Source organism: Thermoplasma volcanium GSS1 (assembly GCF_000011185.1).
Lineage (GTDB): Archaea > Thermoplasmatota > Thermoplasmata > Thermoplasmatales > Thermoplasmataceae > Thermoplasma > Thermoplasma volcanium.
The window spans coordinates 1,106,761-1,123,128 of the sequence record NC_002689.2; the positions used below are offsets into that span (position 1 = coordinate 1,106,761).

General features: G+C 40.9%; 17 protein-coding genes, 1 tRNA gene and 1 riboswitch. Of the genes, 5 read left to right on the forward strand and 13 right to left on the reverse strand.

Annotated features, from left to right (window positions below; all coding sequences use genetic code 11):
* Position 1: 1 nt before the first annotated feature.
* Positions 2-316, reverse strand: a complete 315-nt coding sequence (gene rpsJ / locus TVG_RS05645; RefSeq protein ID WP_010917308.1) for a 30S ribosomal protein S10 — start codon at positions 314-316, stop codon at positions 2-4.
* A gap of 5 nt (positions 317-321) precedes the next feature.
* A complete protein-coding gene (gene tuf / locus TVG_RS05650; protein WP_010917309.1) occupies positions 322-1,596 on the reverse strand; it encodes a translation elongation factor EF-1 subunit alpha in 1,275 nt (424 codons plus the stop codon).
* Positions 1,597-1,781: 185 nt separating this feature from the next.
* Between tuf and moaA the strand changes: the two genes are divergently transcribed.
* Together moaA and TVG_RS05660 are read left to right on the forward strand one after the other, a co-directional pair.
* On the forward strand, positions 1,782-2,762 hold the full coding sequence (moaA, locus tag TVG_RS05655) for a GTP 3',8-cyclase MoaA (RefSeq protein WP_010917310.1): 981 nt from the start codon (positions 1,782-1,784) through the stop codon (positions 2,760-2,762).
* 53 nt (positions 2,763-2,815) lie between these two features.
* Positions 2,816-2,924, forward strand: a riboswitch (TPP riboswitch).
* A complete protein-coding gene (locus TVG_RS05660; RefSeq protein ID WP_010917311.1) occupies positions 2,909-4,129 on the forward strand; it encodes an MFS transporter in 1,221 nt (406 codons plus the stop codon). Its footprint overlaps the riboswitch before it by 16 nt.
* Positions 4,130-4,142: 13 nt before the next feature.
* Here TVG_RS05660 and TVG_RS05665 read toward each other — a convergent pair whose 3' ends face one another.
* The 5 genes from TVG_RS05665 to albA all read right to left on the reverse strand — a co-directional run bounded on the left by TVG_RS05665 (position 4,143) and on the right by albA (position 8,943).
* On the reverse strand, positions 4,143-5,687 hold the full coding sequence (locus TVG_RS05665) for an L-piperidine-6-carboxylate dehydrogenase (protein WP_010917312.1): 1,545 nt from the start codon (positions 5,685-5,687) through the stop codon (positions 4,143-4,145).
* A 53-nt stretch (positions 5,688-5,740) separates the two neighbouring features.
* A complete protein-coding gene (locus TVG_RS08565) occupies positions 5,741-5,917 on the reverse strand; it encodes a hypothetical protein (protein ID WP_010917313.1) in 177 nt (58 codons plus the stop codon).
* Positions 5,918-5,924: 7 nt separating this feature from the next.
* On the reverse strand, positions 5,925-7,088 hold the full coding sequence (locus TVG_RS05670) for an ArsA family ATPase (protein WP_010917314.1): 1,164 nt from the start codon (positions 7,086-7,088) through the stop codon (positions 5,925-5,927).
* A 9-nt stretch (positions 7,089-7,097) separates the two neighbouring features.
* Entirely contained in the window at positions 7,098-8,078 is a 981-nt protein-coding gene (locus tag TVG_RS05675; RefSeq protein ID WP_010917315.1) for a polyprenyl synthetase family protein, read from the reverse strand.
* A 595-nt stretch (positions 8,079-8,673) separates the two neighbouring features.
* Positions 8,674-8,943 carry a DNA-binding protein Alba gene (albA, locus tag TVG_RS05680; protein ID WP_010917316.1) on the reverse strand — a complete coding sequence of 90 codons (270 nt, stop codon included), beginning with the start codon at positions 8,941-8,943 and terminating at the stop codon, positions 8,674-8,676.
* Between the two features lie 336 nt (positions 8,944-9,279).
* Here albA and TVG_RS05685 point away from each other — a divergent pair, with 336 nt between their 5' ends.
* Positions 9,280-9,981: an SDR family oxidoreductase gene (locus tag TVG_RS05685; RefSeq protein ID WP_010917317.1), complete on the forward strand. Its 702-nt coding sequence runs from the start codon at positions 9,280-9,282 to the stop codon at positions 9,979-9,981.
* A gap of 34 nt (positions 9,982-10,015) precedes the next feature.
* On the opposite strand, the gene TVG_RS05690 is transcribed toward TVG_RS05685, so the two are convergent.
* Complete coding sequence (locus TVG_RS05690; RefSeq protein ID WP_010917318.1) at positions 10,016-11,191, reverse strand: MFS transporter; 1,176 nt, start codon at positions 11,189-11,191, stop codon at positions 10,016-10,018.
* 240 nt (positions 11,192-11,431) lie between these two features.
* Between TVG_RS05690 and TVG_RS05695 the strand changes: the two genes are divergently transcribed.
* A tRNA-Leu gene (locus TVG_RS05695) sits at positions 11,432-11,516 on the forward strand.
* A 154-nt stretch (positions 11,517-11,670) separates the two neighbouring features.
* The gene (locus TVG_RS05700; protein ID WP_010917319.1) at positions 11,671-11,949 is read left to right on the forward strand and encodes a hypothetical protein; all 279 of its coding nucleotides are present in this window, start codon (positions 11,671-11,673) and stop codon (positions 11,947-11,949) included.
* 14 nt (positions 11,950-11,963) lie between these two features.
* Here the strand turns inward: TVG_RS05700 and TVG_RS05705 are convergent, their stop codons facing one another.
* The 5 genes from TVG_RS05705 to TVG_RS05725 form a co-directional block, all read right to left on the reverse strand.
* Positions 11,964-12,704: a DNA polymerase sliding clamp gene (locus tag TVG_RS05705; RefSeq protein WP_010917320.1), complete on the reverse strand. Its 741-nt coding sequence runs from the start codon at positions 12,702-12,704 to the stop codon at positions 11,964-11,966.
* Between the two features lie 163 nt (positions 12,705-12,867).
* Complete coding sequence (locus TVG_RS05710) at positions 12,868-13,707, reverse strand: hypothetical protein (protein WP_010917321.1); 840 nt, start codon at positions 13,705-13,707, stop codon at positions 12,868-12,870.
* The gene (locus TVG_RS05715) at positions 13,708-15,009 is read right to left on the reverse strand and encodes a DUF58 domain-containing protein (RefSeq protein WP_010917322.1); all 1,302 of its coding nucleotides are present in this window, start codon (positions 15,007-15,009) and stop codon (positions 13,708-13,710) included.
* The gene (locus TVG_RS05720; RefSeq protein ID WP_010917323.1) at positions 15,006-15,965 is read right to left on the reverse strand and encodes an AAA family ATPase; all 960 of its coding nucleotides are present in this window, start codon (positions 15,963-15,965) and stop codon (positions 15,006-15,008) included. Before TVG_RS05720 ends, TVG_RS05715 begins: the two co-directional genes overlap by 4 nt.
* Positions 15,952-16,335: a hypothetical protein gene (locus TVG_RS05725; protein WP_010917324.1), complete on the reverse strand. Its 384-nt coding sequence runs from the start codon at positions 16,333-16,335 to the stop codon at positions 15,952-15,954. The genes TVG_RS05720 and TVG_RS05725 overlap by 14 nt, the downstream gene beginning before the upstream one ends.
* Positions 16,336-16,368: the final 33 nt, after the last annotated feature.

Genomic DNA, 16,368 nt, shown 5'->3' on the forward strand with positions numbered 1-16,368 from the left:
ATTAACTCTTTATCTGTATCTCTATTTGCACACCGTCGGGTATCGGTATCCTCATAAGTTGACGCAACGTCCTCTCATCAGCATCCACATCTATGAGTCTTTTATGTATTCTCATCTCCCAATGATCCCACGTATTTGTTCCTTCCCCGTCTGGACTCTTTCTGACAGGGACAACTAATTTTTTTGTTGGGAGCGGCATAGGCCCATGAATTTCCACTCCCGTCCTGCTGGCGATCTCTTTGATCTCGCTGCATACCATGTCAACTATTTTGTGCTCAGTGCCACTCAGTGAAATCCTTGCCTTATAGGAAGCCATAAAGATTACCTCTTTTCCAGATCAATACACTGACCCGCAGCTACAGTTTGGCCCATATCACGGACCGCAAACCTTCCAAGCTGCGGTATCTCGGATACCTTTTCAATCACCAATGGCTTGTCCGGTATGACTTTAACTATAGCTATATCCCCAGTCTTTATGAAGTCTGGCTTATCCTTCAACGTCGTACCATCCTTCGGGTTTAGAGTCCTGACTATCTCATCTATCTTGCAAGCTACCTGTGCTGTGTGTACGTGGAAAACGGGCTTGTAACCAGGGGCAATAACGCTGGGGTGGTTGAGAACCACTATCTGAGCAGTGAATGCCCTTACGACTGTCGGTGGAGAATCAAGGTGACCGCATACGTCGCCACGCTTTATGTCATTCTTTGCGATACCTCTGACGTTGAAACCTATGTTGTCGCCTGGCTCAGCCTGCTGAAGAGGTTCGTGGTGCATCTCTATGGACTTAACATCGCCTTGCTTGTCTGCAGGCAGGAATATTACCTTGTCACCTGGTTTCAAAACTCCGGTCTCAACTCTGCCCACTGGAACTGTTCCAATACCAGTTATAGAATAAACATCCTCAACAGGCACTCTGAGTGGTTTGTTTATTGGTTTTTCTGGCACCTTAAATGCATCCAATGCCTGAAGAAGAGATGGCCCCTTGTACCATGGCATATTTGGGCTAGGCTTTGTTACGTTGTCTCCCTTATAACCGCTTATAGGCACGAACGTAGCATCCTTGTATCCAATGGTCTTGAGCAGCTTCTCAGCATCAGCTTTAACTTCATTGAACCTCTTTTCACTGAATGGAGGCTCAGTAGCATCCATTTTGTTTATTGCGACAACTATCTGAGGTACACCCAGTGTCCTCGCAAGGAAAGCATGTTCCCTGGTTTGTTCCATTACACCCTCTCCTTCCCTGGCAGATATAACCAATATGGCAGCATCTGCTTGGCTTGTACCTGTAATCATGTTTTTGACAAAGTCCCTGTGACCAGGAGCATCGATAAGTGTAAAGTAGTACTTATCTGTTTCAAACTTCCTGTGTGCCAGGTCTATTGTAACTCCTCTCTCTCTTTCCTCCTTGAACCGGTCCATGACCCAAGCAAACTCGAACGTTGCCTTACCCTTCTGCTCAGCTTCCTTTCTGTATTCCTCTATAATATGTGCCGGGATCTCTCCGTGCTCAAAGAGGAGCCTTCCTACTAGCGTAGACTTTCCATGATCTACGTGACCTATCGTTATCAGATTTAGGTGTGGTTTCTGACTTGCCATTATTTTCACCTTTTTATCAATACCTGGAGAATATTTACTCTCTCGCAGTTTGAACCCTAATATGTTGATCCTTATTTAGCTTTTTCGTGAAAAAGGAGACATACAGCGATCCGATGTAAGTCAAGTTTTGTCGGTATTTACTGTTAGATAATGTTAATAAGGATAAATGCTTAATCTATTCAGCTATGGTTTTAACAGATCTATACGGCAGACCCGTTTTAAGCCTTAGGATACAGCTCAATACGACGTGCAATTTTAACTGCTTCTTCTGCCATATGGAAGGTACAGAGATCAGTGGAGAAGCGCTTAAACCTGAAGAAATCGAAAGAGTAGTAAAGATAGCCCACAAATTTGGGGTAAATAAGATAAAGCTTACCGGTGGGGAACCTACACTTCGAAGAGATCTAATCGATATAGTGAAGAGAATAAGGAAGTACATAACTGGCAACATATCAATGACAACTAACGGTGTTATGCTTCCAATTCTAGCATACGAACTTAAGAAGGCTGGGCTAGACAGGGTGAATATATCAATGCATGCCTTTGATGAAGACACTTTTCAAGCTATAACTGGAGTCAATTCGCGGGACAGGATAATTAAAGCTATAGATGCAGCAAACGAAGCTGGCCTTACTCCTGTTAAGATTAACTTTGTAGTTCTCCGAGATCTAAACGTGGATCAGATACCTGACATGATAGAATTGGCGGCAGAGAAACATGCGATACTGCAGCTTATAGAATACGAGACGACTAGGGAAGGAGAATCATCAAAAGAATACTTAAAGTACCATATGCCCCTTGACAGTCTGGAAAAAGAAATCGCAGACAAGGCGCTATCAATAGAAAGAAACGAGCTGCATAATAGACCAAGGTATATTATAAGAACACAGGCAGGCGAAGTGAAAGTTGAATTCGTAAAACCACAACGTAATCCAGACTTTTGTGCCCACTGCACACGTTTGCGCATTACATCAGAAGGCGAGTTCAAGACGTGCCTCATGCGTTCAGATACAAACGTAAAGTTCAAAGGCATAAATGACGAAAAAACTATCTCCGAACTATTCCGCCAAGCAGTGCTAAGAAGAGAACCGTATTGGAGGCCTGGCGATGAAGTTAGACAGAACGAGGTTCTAGCTAAAAGCATTATTCAAAATAAGAGAAAATAAAATCGAAATTCACATTTCTTGACACATGAACTATTTATTTATGATATAAATAAGAGGACGATAAGGGGAGCTTCGTAAGAGGCTGAGAGGATCCGAGAAGGATCGACCCTTTGAACCTGATCCGGGTAATGCCGGCGGAGGGAAGTATGTTGTTTGATTATAGTTTTCGGGATTACGACGAAGTAAGAAAATTTCTTGACACAGCTGAGTGGAATAGAATACACACATCAATGGCGCTAACAATGATAGCAAGCTTCTTTGTATGGGGCCTTCTTCTTGTTACAGCACCATTAGTCACGGAATGGCCAATCGTACCCTCATGGGGCTATATGTACGTACTGCTTTCTTCACCAGCAGGCCTTCTGATTGGAAATGTTGTCCTTGGGAGAACATCAGATTTGCTTGGCAGAAAATCTCTTTTTATGGCCACGCTTGCTCTAGGAATCGCAGGTATCCTTGGTATAATCTTTTCTAGAAATTTCTTTGAGATCCTTGCCTCCATATTCATAGCTGAATTTGGATTTGGAGGTGAAGAGACCGTATCACTTGCATTTCTTGCAGAGCAATTTCCACTGAAGTATAGAGGTAAAGTACTTGTATTGGTTTCAAACTCTGCAAACGTAGGCGTTGCAGCCATATCCGGAATATTTATAGCATTTGGGTACTCAATTGCTATTGAGAAGCTTATTTTTGGGGTAATGGCCATAGGCGGGATCACTATTGCTCTCTATACGCGGAGTCGTATCCCAGAAAGCCTAAGATGGTTCTACACCAAGAATAGCGATACCTTAATAGAGAAGCCCCAGATGCATGTGATTCCATTCATCGTCCTTTCAATGTTCGCCATAACAATTGTTCTCACATTTGCCCTGGTTGCAGATATACTTGGCCCATACGAATATCCGAAATATACATCAATTATACCTTTTATATACGGGCTTGGAGAAGCAATATCTGGATTTGCAATAATAGCCTTTATTGACAGAATAGGAAGAAGGTTAACTTCAGTCATCGCATATATGGGTGGTTTTCTCTCCATGGCTGTCTTTCTTCTATACCTGATAAGCAGCTTACCCTTCTTCGTTTTCCTAGTATTGCTCGTCATAAATTCATTCTTTGGAGAACTCGGCTGGGCCGTTAGAGAAATCCTTCAGCCTGAGCTGTTCACTACAATTAGGAGAGGTTCCGGCATAGCAGCTGTTAGAGGAATAGCATATGCCCTGTACATAGTATCCATCTTTGTTTTGAATGGTATAAGTGTATTCGAATACATGGTATTCGCAACCATTATATGGGTCATTGGTTCCATAGGATCAATACTGTGGTATTCGAAGGGTTATGAAACATTAAACAAAAGCTTAATATAATGTAATAAAAAATTTAGAAATCAAATACCACATCCTGGGCAAGCGGCAGAGTCTGCCCCCAGTTCTTGGTCACCGTCTGCCTTCTCATGTAAAACTTCCAGGCATCGCTGCCGCTCTCTCTTCCACCGCCAGTATCTTTTTCTCCTCCGAATGCTCCGCCGATCTCTGCACCGGCAGTGCTAGTATTGACGTTCGCAAGGCCGCAATCCGATCCGTAGGGCGAGAGAAAAGCTTCTTCCTCGCGCAGATCAGTGGTAAATATGGATGACGAAAGACCCTGTGGGACGCTGTTATGTATTTCCAATGCTTCTTCGATAGTCTTATACTTCATTACGTAAAGTATTGGAGCAAACGTTTCTTCCTTGACTATTGGCATGTTGGGATTTGCCTCTATTATTGTGGGTTCGACATAATGCCCTTTCTCGTAACCCTTAAGACTTATTTTCTTTCCGCCATATAAGACTTTTCCACCCTGTTTCACGGCTTCGCTGATTGCCCCTTCATAGTCACGAACTGCATCCTCGTCTATGAGAGGGCCGACTAGTACACCCTTCTCCCTGGGGTCGCCTACCTTTACTTTGGAATAGGCATTGACAAGCTTCTTAACGAATTCATCGTATATCTTTTCGCTCACAATGACACGGCGGGTAGTAGTACATCTCTGACCTGCTGTAGCTAGTGCACCGAATACAACTCCACGAAGGGCTAGATCGATATCTGCTTTATCAGACACAATTGCACCATTGTTTCCGCCTAGTTCCAGTATGGATTTGCCTAATCTCTTTGCTACATTTTCTGATATCTTCCTACCAACTGGAACTGATCCGGTAAATGAGACGAGAGGTATTCTCGGATCATTTGTTATCCAATCCCCACCTTCACTTCCAGAACTGACCATAAGGTAGAATATGTTAGGTACATTATTCCTCTTCAATACCCGCTCAATAACCTTCATGACGGCTACTGCTGTGAGCGCTGCCTTTGAAGATGGCTTCCAAATAACGACATCACCAGTTACGGCTGCTATAAAAGAATTCCATGACCATACAGAAGCTGGGAAGTTGAAAGAAGTTATAACGGCAATTGGGCCAAGTGGAACCCATTGTTCATACATCCTATGATAAGGCCTTTCACTGGCTATGGTAAGTCCGTAAAGTTGCCTTGAAAGACCAAGAGCGAGATCGGAGATATCTATCATCTCCTGTATCTCCCCCTCCCCTTCGCTCGGAGTCTTTCCTGCCTCTATCGTAACTATCCTGCCAAGGTTTCTCTTCTCTTTCCTTAATTCATCCCCTATATCCTTAATTATCAGGCCACGTTTTGGGGCTGGGATCATTCTCCACTTCTTGAACTCCTCTTGGGCTTTTTTGACCATTTCATCATAATCTTCCCGGGTAGCCATAGAAATCTTTGCTATCTCGCTTCCATCAATTGGGCTATAGACTGTAAGCATCTTGCCAGCTGGCTTCTTCCATTCTCCGTCGTATATCCCAGAGTTAACCCTCTCAAGACCTAGAATAGAAAGAGCGTCTTCTTCTAATACTGCTGCCATATGCATTGTAGTGAAAAAATGTATATTAATTTTGATCTTTATTCACGAATGATGAAAACTTATTTTATTTCAATTTTTCTGAATTTATCCTTCTCGCTTTCAGACTTAGGCTTGCTTGCTTCTCTTATCTCTCTCTGTAATTTAGCAAAGTTTTCTGGCAAAGTAGCAAGGTAAAACAGCCTCTCAAGCCTTTCATAAGTCTTTTTGGATAGTTTGATAGTTATCTCTATGTCCATACTTGCATCACTCAAGTACAACATTCAAATATCCATTTGAATATTCCGCCGATACCGGCCTCCTATCAGAGATGGATTCTGGTAGATAAAACACCCGCTTCCAATTCTCTATCTCTATAGTAAGTTCACCCCCATGGTTGAAAAGGTTTATGTTCTCCTTTGCGGCGAACGGCATCTTTATCTTTAGTATGTATTTTTCGCCGCTTTTCGAATACTTTATCGGTGTGCCTTTATAGAATATCTTGTATGGATCTTCGTCTCCATAGATAAGTTTTCCTAATTCAACTAATTTTTCATGGCCTATAGGCTCTTCCTGAAGAAGTTTTACTTTGAAAACCTTGACATCAACAAATGAGTGCTCCATTTCATCTATTATGTCCTGCTGATTCACCCTCATCTTCTCAAAGAAGCCGCCAGTTTCGTCTGAAAGTATCTTGTTTATTACTACGGCGTCAACAGGATAACCATACAGAAGTAAATAGGTATAGGCTCTCTTCGTTTCACTGAAAGACATATTATCAGGATTAGTAACTAACCGAATGGATGTCACTTCATTGTTTGTGAGGATCTTTCTAATGTCTGTAAGCTGTTTATAAAGCAAATCAATATTTTCGAATACCTCATCGTCCGGCAACGGTATGTCTACAAATGGCTTTAGTATAGGCCTAGCGACACGCGCAGTTTTCCTACCAAGGGGGAAAAGCTTGTCCATGTACCATGTCATAACCTCTGGGAAGGATAGCAGCTGGAGGGCAGCTCCAGTTGGCGCGCTATCCATAACTATGGTATCATACTCTTCATCGTAATAGTAGTTCCTGAGGTATAGTAGTTCCGAGGCTTCCTCGAAGCCGGGCAATGTAGCTATCTCATCTGCAGAAACTGGATCCAGCCCCTGTGATAAAAATAAGGAGCGGAGATAATCTTTTAGCTCGCCCCAATGCTCATTAATCGATTGGACTACGCTTACTTCCTGCCCATAAAGGTTTTCTCCTAGCTTCTTAATGTTATGCCCAATTTCCATCCCGAACGCATCCCCAAGACTGTGGGCTGGATCTGTTGATATTATAAGCGTTTTCTTTCCTTCCGCAGCCAATAGCGAACCTGTTGCAGCTGCTATTGATGTCTTTCCAACACCGCCTTTTCCAGTATAAAGCAATATTCTAGGTTTCATATTTTCACCTCATTGGAATATTTCAATTCTATCAATTACTATGAAGGCTAACTCCATTAACAGATCTATGTCTGGAGACTTCTTTGCTTTTTTCAGATAGTCCATAGATTTCGTAATGTACTGCTTAGCCACAGAGAAAGAATAGTCTATAGATCCGCTCTTCAGAAATATGTCCTTAAGCAAGGATTTGTTAATTTCCCTCCTTCCGTTGATCATGTCTATGATCGCCCTTCTATCGTTATCATTGGAGTTTCTCAATGCGTAAATAATAGGCAGAGTTAGTGCATCGTGTTTTATATCCACAAAAGTGGGTTTGCCTGTGTACCTATCATCTCCTACTATGTCCAGTATGTCATCCGTCACTTGGAAAGCCATGCCGAGGTTGAATGCAAAATTTGATAGTATTTCCCTTGTTGGACGATCTGCTTCGGCTACTATTGTTGCACCAAGGGCGCAAGCTTCAAAGAAATGTGCCGTTTTGTTCTCTATAATCTTATAGTATGTATCTTCTGTTATATCAAGATTTCCCAAGTTAACGGCTTCAAGTATTTGCCCTTCGGCTAACCGGCTTGATGCATCCGCCATGACCTTCGAAACAAGAGGGCCGTACCTAGATCCTAACTCATAGGCTTTTGCAAACAAGTAATCAGCAACAACTATTGCATTATTTATTCCTTCTTTATAACTTAAGGTTGGCCTTCCCCTCCGCATAGGTGAATCATCGATTATATCGTCGTGGATCAAACTCGCAGTGTGTATTAGTTCGTAACCAGCTGCGAGGTCTAATATCTTAAAATAAGGATCATCTGTGCTGGATTCAAAGGCCAGGATCGTAAGGAGGGGCCTGAACCTCTTGCCGCCGGCTTCTATGGTATATTTTGCCATTCGGTCAAGATCAGGTTCTTCGCTTTTAACCACTTCAAAGAGCCTTTCGTTGACTTCCTCAATCTTGCTGTGGAGGGCTAGTTCCCATTCATAGAAGCTTTTCATGAACTCAGTTCTATCCTCATATCGTATTAAAAGTTTTAACCGTTTCGAACCAGTTAACCAATAATCTATCTCTTTATGTTCTTATCTTCCGAATAAGTTATAGTATAATTATGTGCATTCGCACATAACCTGACATTCTTTCCTAGCTAAAGCTTCGGATGTCCTGGGATCACAGTCGTCCTAAGCGTGGTCAACGTGTCCACGAGCTGTACACTCGGATAATTTACTATCACTAATCACCATGCATCCATACCTAGAGTACTCTTTCGATGTTATTTCTAGTATCCGCATAGGTTACGAAAATAAATTAAATATATCGATACACGCCTTTCGAACTTCATCTCCTCAAGACCGCAGCTTTCTTGCTATATTCCCTTGTAAATTCATTATAGAAGGATATAGAAACAAAAGACGAATGTTGTAAGGTGGTATTAAAAGGAAATACAATTTGCATTATGCCTGATATCAGAAGATATTAAATGGTGTAGCAATATTGCAATCGATTCAATAACGTGTTATTTTTATACAGCTCCAAGCCAATAAACTATAATTATATCCAAGAACATAAATTATAAAACTTATCTGCCACGCCTCATCAGCGCGACAGAGTTATTTCAATGGAAGAAACATTAGAGCTGCCCCTCTCTCCCTGAAGGGTCTCTGTATCAAGTCTTATCTCTTCGTACTTTGCGTCTGGTATGAACTTGTGTCTTGTTATTTCAGCTACATCGACTGCTTTGCTTATTGTTTTTCCACGCGCTTTAATTATTATCTTGTTGGCGTTGTTGTTAAACTGCGTAACCACTGCAAGGACGTAGTTCATCGTTGGTTTTTTTCCTACAAAGATTATATTTTCCTCTGCCATTTTTGATCACTACCGCAATGGATTTCTCATTAATATATAATTGTATCGCAAAGCTGTAACAAATATTAATATTAATTATGAATTATATAGAAACGTGCATTCCGCAATGATATCATCTTTCTTAAGTGCAAGCTATTCCTAGCAAACCTATTCAGGATAAGCTATTGCGTTTTATACAAGCATCCGGCTTGCGACAACAACGAAAGAGCGGGTTTCTATGTGCAACATTTCATTTCAAACAAAAAGTACATCTTAATGACAATTTCGAAAACTATCATAGTTTTTGTAATATGCTATCATACATAATATCTATATTCTCCAGCGTTCTGAATTTTCATGGCAACAGAGAGAGTATTAATAGCAGGTACTGGTGAAAACCTAGGCTACTTTACTGCACTAAACTTACTTAAGTCTGGGTTCAAAGTTAGTATTATTGCTAGAAATAAAGAGAAGCTTGAAAATATGGGTTCTGAACTCAGAAAATACGGTGACATCGAGTATTTCGCAGTGGATTTATCTAAAAGAGAAGGACTTGCATCACTTAAGAAGCATTTTTCATCCTTAAATTACCAAATAAAAGGCGTAGTAGTTGAAGTTGGTGGTTATGCTTCGGATTCCTTAGATTCTATAACTGCATTTGACCAAATGATCGAGGCAAATCTCAAAATTCCCATACTTGTGCTTAGTGCTATCAGTGGAATGTTGGATAAAGGATCCTCAATTGTTTTCATCACCAGCGTTTTTGCTTCTAGGAAGATCGCAGAATCTTCAGTTTCGTATAGCCTTTCGAAAGCTGGATTAAATAGGCTAGTTGAAATTTCAGCGAAAATATTGAGGCAGAAAGGCATCAGGGTTAACGGTATTTCTACCTCAATCATATCCCAGAAGCCTCACGATAAAGATAAGATAGAATGGCAACCTGGAACACAAAATGTGGATCCGGAGCTTATTTCAAACGTGGTAGTATTCCTCATGAGCGATCTATCTCTTGGAGTAACAGGCAACATAATATACGTTGACAAGGGTTCATCCCTTTAAGATCGTATTTCGTTTTTCCATCGAATTTCGAAGATCATGATGGCTTGTATTTGAGAGTAAAAGCAAGGACTGCCGATACGAATTCCATAGCCAAAACGATAGAGACGCCCAGAATTAAAGTTGACTGCCTGAGAAAAGCAGTACCCAAAAATACTGGGATTACGGCAACGCCAGCGTTGCTTGCAACACTAAACATAGCAGTTGAAAGACCTGCCTTATCCGGACTACTTGCATAATACGTAACGGATGTCATGGCCATTGACCAGTATGCATTTCCGAAGAACCCAAAAATGAAGTACGAAACGGCTATTGCCGAAAGTAATCTTGTTAGCGATATCAATATTGCAAGGATAGATATGGAAAAGAAGGAAAGAAGACCAGAAACTATCAAACCAATTTTCAAACCTCCGTATTTACCAAAAATAAGGGGGAGAAGAACGGCTCCAAACGCTGATCCAACGAACGCAAGTCCGCCGAAGATGCCTGCATAGTTCAGGGCCTGCAAATGGTTTATATTGTGCATTATTAGCACCGATGCGGCTATGCTTGAGAACATAACCGACATAGAAGCTATGCTAAGTCCAACGTACCAGTTCTTCACCATCCCAACACTGAAAGATCCTTTAAGGCTCCTGGCCCTATAGTACCTAGGGAACGAAGAGTGCATGGAAGCGATCAATACAAGGGATATGGCGGACAAAATAGCTGGAACTATCAAAGTAAACTTTAGACCAAAATGTTCCTCAAGCCCTGGTGCGGTGAATGATCCCACCGCCATACCGAAGAACAATAATCCGACACTGATCCCTATCACAGTATGTGCACTTTTTGGAGATATAGAATCAGCAACGCTGCCAACGGGAGCCATAGCAAGGGGATAGCCAACAGCAGCAATGACTGAAAAAGAGAAGAAAAGATCGAATCTGTTGACAAATGCACGTACTGTTAAGCCCACAAAAGTTAGAATTGCAGAAGCTAATAAAGAATTGTAAACATTTCGAACTGCTGATATGTATCCTGCAACAAGACCGAATATAACCATCGCATATCCATAGAGCGTAATTATAAATATTACGAGAGATGTCTGGACATTAAGGGATTGTACAATTGATGGGACGAGTGGAGAAAGAATAAACCAGCCCATACCTATTGCAAATAGCATAATCCAGTATGAGACAAGTGGAGCATAGGCCTTTGTCGAGGATGCCATTCTTTCATAATCGTCTCATTGTATATTTATAGATTGTGACGTATATTGTTCTGCCCGAAAAATAAATAATTCACCTCATTCTTTGGCAAATCATATGAAAAATATCCAATGATTTTGCCTGTGTATCCAACTTTATTTTCATTTCCAAAGTTAATGTATTCGTATCGTCTCTAAAATATCTTGTTCAATCCGTCTACGTCAATGTAAAAAATTCTTATGCTTTGACACGATGCGGTGGATGCGAGGGTAACTAAGCCAGGCCAACAGTGCAGGACTTAAGATCCTGTCCCGCAGGGGTTCGCGGGTTCAAATCCCGCCCCTCGCATTGCTAAATTTTGGTTATTCTTTGTTAAAATAACACCTAAAGCTTTGGGACAATTGCAATAGTTCTCAGCAAACTGATCTTAGTAACAGTTTATCGAAGCTGATTCACTTCAAAAATCTAGGAACATTAATATCGCATAAGAGTATGCAGACACATGGCATTCCCTGGTGGTAATTTTCCCCCTGACGGAGAACTAATAGAGTTTGAAACTGAAGAAGAACCTAAATGGATAACGGTTAAGCTGAAGGACGGATCAATACTCCAAATAAAAATGGAGATTGTCTCTATATTAAGGAATGGTAACGATCCTAATACTGGCATACCAAACTACATGATACAGGCGACAAACATAATCAGGCTTGTTAAAGTACCGAAAGAACTTATAGTTAAGCCAAAAAAGAGTAATGAAGGCGGACAACCACTTTATAGATAAAATTTTAGCCTGTGTTATTGCTCCATTCTCGGAGCAAGCAGGAACAACCCTTTAATTTTAGCTGATGGGTTTTGATCAAGGTAAAACTCTATAGAAAGCGGATAATCATCTCTGAAGCTTATTTTTAAGCTATCGGCTGAAGATACTGCTTTGATGAACTTCAATAGGTACTCGAGCGGATAGGAGCTCTTTATAGTATCGGAGCAGGATAAATCTGAAAGCATATCCTTTGGAAGTACCATTTCTGATTCTTCGGATTCGGAGTGAGAGGTTGCTCTGAATCCCTCGGAGGAGAGTACAAATCTTATGGAATCAGAGATGTCCTCAGCCGCCCTCAACCCACGTTCAAAATCAGATCTCTTTATTATTGCATAATACTCAGAGGCAATATTTGGTATCTTTGGCGTTACGATAGTAGATGGATCCAACAGTGAGACGCTTTTACTTATATTTCCAAGGTCGAACTTGAGTTTCTCTTTGTCTTTCGTTATACCCACATTTTCAGAAGAGTTCGCGAGTCTTATCACAGACTTTAGCCTGTCTATGTCCAATGCTATTTCTTCTGTACCATCTGATCGAAATTCGCTGAATACTTCTTTTGGAACTTCAAGCCTTATCATCGCGACGTGAGCTGGATCGACCGCAGTAACGCTCATGCCGTTCTCGTCCACTTTGAATTTAGCCTCTGACACTATAGTACTGAGCAGATCCGTAATCTCCTTAAGGTTTCTAACCGAAATATTCATTCTAATCATATCTAACACCACAGTAACAACTGCCTGCAATCAAAGCAGCACAATTCACCATTCAACTCGAAGAGATACATTGTATCTTATTAATTTTTGCTGAATTATCTATGCACAACATTTATATGTAATCACAATGTCTGGAGGTTATTGTTTGAAAAGAATTAGCGTCTCAACCGCTGTTTCGATCCTTCTTCTTTATAGGCTTCGACGTCTTAATGACGAAGTATACCATAAGCAAAATAATAACCGATATCAAAAGAAACTGAAGATTGAAGGATTCAGAAACGTTGACCACGTAGACTGCTGCGACACCAATTATCGATCCGTAGAATATGGAGAACGCGAATGAACGTATCCTGTCTATCGATCGATTTCCGTTCATATAGGATCTTACTATTATGGAGGCTAAAGAAATGATGAAGGCTGCAATCAACTCACTATTTATGGGCACTGCAAAGGTTGCGAGCGGTAAGCTATACTCATACCCATAAAATACAAGGGTGAATAGGGCCTCGTATTCCATAAGCTCAACATAGAAGAAGGATGTAAAAAATGGGTATCCGGTAATGGACTGCACCGTGAGTGCCGCAAGCAGATCAAGCGTACTGAGTGTAGAAAAAGCCATAAGTGTTATTACTGAGTATAGCTTAGTAGCGAATATTCCCTCTACCAAAGTTATAACAGCAACTGCAAGTGATATCGAAACCATAAATGGTTCGTTTAGCTGCGTTGCAAGTACGTAATATTTATTTTTAACAAGGCCTTCACGAAGGAGCAGCCCTATAATAATGGAAGCCGAGACGACAAGTACAGCTATTGGGTATACTAGATCCATAAACGGTTTCCGAAGTATTCTCCTTATAAAAGGAGCAGCTGAAAATATGAGGAATACCGCAATATTAGCGTAAATGTACGTCCTTGGCATCACGTAAAGAAGAATTGCCAGTGGTGGTGCCATTACTCCAATGTTTACAACAATGGCCCATTTTCCATAGTCAGCGTACGCCATTCACTCACCCATGTTAGTCATCTTAGCATAAATGTAAGCTGAAACTAGCTTTCTGTAAAGATCCTTCCTGCCGCAAACATCTGAACGAAAACCCCTTGACTTGATAACTGAGGCAATAGCTTTTGAAATAGCGTATTGTCTTGTAAATAGCGTATACCTTAATGTCATGTTCTCCGTGCCATCAACTATGAATTCGTACGGATTCAGGACAAAAAACATCGCCTTGTAGCCTTTTAGGTCCTCTAAGCCTCTCATAATGTTGTCGGTCGAAGAAAAAGAAGATATGATCATTATCAAGGTGCTTTTCTTGACCTTTTTCTTTGTATCTTGTACTATGTTGACAAAGTCGAACTTCCCAGCAGGCCTTATCCCGGATACTACTTTCTCAAGATCCTCCACAGGCCTTGCAGTCCTTGAGGGCTTTATGTAATACTCAAAAGCGCTCGAAGAAATCATAAATCCAACTCCATCTTGGTTTTTCCTTATTTTGTAAGAGGTCTTTAGAACATCAGATATTACGGTATCAAACATCCTTATACCATCGTGGCCATGATTCATTCCAATACCGTAATCCACCACAAATAACACGTCTATGATCCTTTCTTCTTCCATTTGCTTGACGTAAAGATCGTCTCCCCTCGTCCTCCCGAACCTGGACCATGCTACGTATCTTATTTCATCACCTGGGTAATATTCACGCAACGAAAGAAAGTCGTAGCCTTCGCCAGCCTTTTTATTATAATGCACTCCAGTATAGTACAGCATGTTGCTGAGCCTTTCGCTCCTTGCTGCCATAGTCTCAGAGAGAGAAGGAGCTACTTTGAGATCAACGCTCTTCGAAACTTCTAAACGCTCTATAGCTAGTTTCATCCCATCTTCAGTATATATTGAAACTGGACCCAACACATAGTTCCCTATCGTAGTTGGTTCTATTACAAACGACTTTTCAACGCGTTCATACGGCCCAAGTGTTAGAAAATTTTCGTAATCCCCTGTAAGCTTAAATGTATCTGAGGTATAAACATAGTAGTGAAATGACACTACACCATTGTTTTTATTGAGAAATGATACAAAAACGTTGTGCTTGGAATACTTCCTAACTTTTTCAGATCCTACTCGTAAATCGACCTCTACGTTGGGAAGATACCTGCGGGACGAAAGATTGAATATAAGTATATCCGATGTAAATACGAAGAAAAGTATAAAAGAGAATATTATATAATATTTATAGCCTAATATAATTGATTCGAAAATGTTGTAGATCGTAGCGCTGATTATCAAATACCCTATTTTCCTTATCATTTTGGATACGGCGTTTCAGATACTACTTTATCTACGATTCTCTTGACGATATTTTTGATGTCATCTGTTTCATCAACCACTGCTTCCGGCTTTAGTATGAGCCTATGATTTAGTATTTCGAATGCCATATACAGTATATCCTCTGGAATAACATAGCTTCTACCGCTTATGAGGGCATTTGCCCTTGCAGCCTTTATGTATTTAGAGGTTGTTCTCGGGCTTGCACCCAGATATACAAGTTCGTCTTCTCTCGTCTTTCTCATAAGATCAACGATGTATTCTTTGATCTCATCAGATACGTACACATTATCAACTTCTGACCTGAAGTGCATTATTTCGTCCGGTAGAAGGACTATTGATGGATCCTCCGAATTTCCCATTGAATTCAATATGTTGATCTCGTCTTCACGGCTTGGGTAATCAAGATAATATCTGAAAAGGAACCTATCCATAAGGGCCTCCGCTAGCGGAAAAGTACCTTCCTGCTCTACTGGATTCTGAGTCGCAATGACAAAGAAAGGCTTAGGGAGAGAATGTGTTTCACCACCTACAGTTACGTGAACTTCCTCCATGGCCTCCAGAAGGGCAGACTGCACCTTCGGAGGTGTTCTGTTAATTTCGTCTGCCAAAACAACGTTGGCAAAGAGGGGACCTTCCTTGAATTCCATCTTCCTAGACTCTATGTTGAACATTATGGTACCGGTAATATCAGAAGGAAGCATATCCGGAGTGAACTGTATCCTCTTGAATTCCATTTTTGTATGCCTTGCAAACTCGTTTGCAAGCATGGTCTTTGCTAGGCCCGGTACCCCTTCAAGAAGTATGTGGTTGCCTGTGAGGAGGGCTATAAACATAAACCTAACGATTCTTCTAGATCCAATAACTCTTTTTCCTATACTTTCTTCTATGCTTACTACAGTATTTCTAAGATCCTCAAGCTCACTAGTACTTTCCACCCACACCACCAGCTACTACAATATCATACTTTAGTTTCCCCAACCTAGCGTATATTCTTACTATTTCCTCAAAGAGTTCCTCCTTTTTTACAGCGGCTCTTTTCCTGCGCCTAGTAATTGAAGAATGGGACATGGCATCGTACTTCCGATACATCTTAAGGAGGTGCTTGTAAGAAGATAATATGTTATCCGCGTAATCGAGTTCCCTCTCTATTAACCTGAGGTAGTAGTCTATATCATTATTCTTTACATGGGGATATTCAGTACTTATATAATCATTCGGCGTTTGGAAACTCTCCCTCTTCTGTTGTTCAGATGGATAGTCATCCGGTACAGCTTTTTTAGAATATCTTTTAACCAGAAAAACCATAATGAATAGTAGAACTACAGGTATCAAAAATCT

What these genes read in the sequence shown, in the direction of transcription:
- rpsJ (WP_010917308.1), bottom strand. Translation starts at nt 316, where the DNA reads ATGGCTTCCTATAAGGCAAGGATTTCACTGAGTGGCACTGAGCACAAA.
- tuf (WP_010917309.1), bottom strand. Translation starts at nt 1,596, where the DNA reads ATGGCAAGTCAGAAACCACACCTAAATCTGATAACGATAGGTCACGTA.
- moaA (WP_010917310.1), top strand. Translation starts at nt 1,782, where the DNA reads ATGGTTTTAACAGATCTATACGGCAGACCCGTTTTAAGCCTTAGGATA.
- TVG_RS05660 (WP_010917311.1), top strand. Translation starts at nt 2,909, where the DNA reads ATGTTGTTTGATTATAGTTTTCGGGATTACGACGAAGTAAGAAAATTT.
- TVG_RS05665 (WP_010917312.1), bottom strand. Translation starts at nt 5,687, where the DNA reads ATGCATATGGCAGCAGTATTAGAAGAAGACGCTCTTTCTATTCTAGGT.
- TVG_RS08565 (WP_010917313.1), bottom strand. Translation starts at nt 5,917, where the DNA reads ATGGACATAGAGATAACTATCAAACTATCCAAAAAGACTTATGAAAGG.
- TVG_RS05670 (WP_010917314.1), bottom strand. Translation starts at nt 7,088, where the DNA reads ATGAAACCTAGAATATTGCTTTATACTGGAAAAGGCGGTGTTGGAAAG.
- TVG_RS05675 (WP_010917315.1), bottom strand. Translation starts at nt 8,078, where the DNA reads ATGAAAAGCTTCTATGAATGGGAACTAGCCCTCCACAGCAAGATTGAG.
- albA (WP_010917316.1), bottom strand. Translation starts at nt 8,943, where the DNA reads ATGGCAGAGGAAAATATAATCTTTGTAGGAAAAAAACCAACGATGAAC.
- TVG_RS05685 (WP_010917317.1), top strand. Translation starts at nt 9,280, where the DNA reads ATGGCAACAGAGAGAGTATTAATAGCAGGTACTGGTGAAAACCTAGGC.
- TVG_RS05690 (WP_010917318.1), bottom strand. Translation starts at nt 11,191, where the DNA reads ATGGCATCCTCGACAAAGGCCTATGCTCCACTTGTCTCATACTGGATT.
- TVG_RS05700 (WP_010917319.1), top strand. Translation starts at nt 11,671, where the DNA reads ATGGCATTCCCTGGTGGTAATTTTCCCCCTGACGGAGAACTAATAGAG.
- TVG_RS05705 (WP_010917320.1), bottom strand. Translation starts at nt 12,704, where the DNA reads ATGATTAGAATGAATATTTCGGTTAGAAACCTTAAGGAGATTACGGAT.
- TVG_RS05710 (WP_010917321.1), bottom strand. Translation starts at nt 13,707, where the DNA reads ATGGCGTACGCTGACTATGGAAAATGGGCCATTGTTGTAAACATTGGA.
- TVG_RS05715 (WP_010917322.1), bottom strand. Translation starts at nt 15,009, where the DNA reads ATGATAAGGAAAATAGGGTATTTGATAATCAGCGCTACGATCTACAAC.
- TVG_RS05725 (WP_010917324.1), bottom strand. Translation starts at nt 16,335, where the DNA reads ATGGTTTTTCTGGTTAAAAGATATTCTAAAAAAGCTGTACCGGATGAC.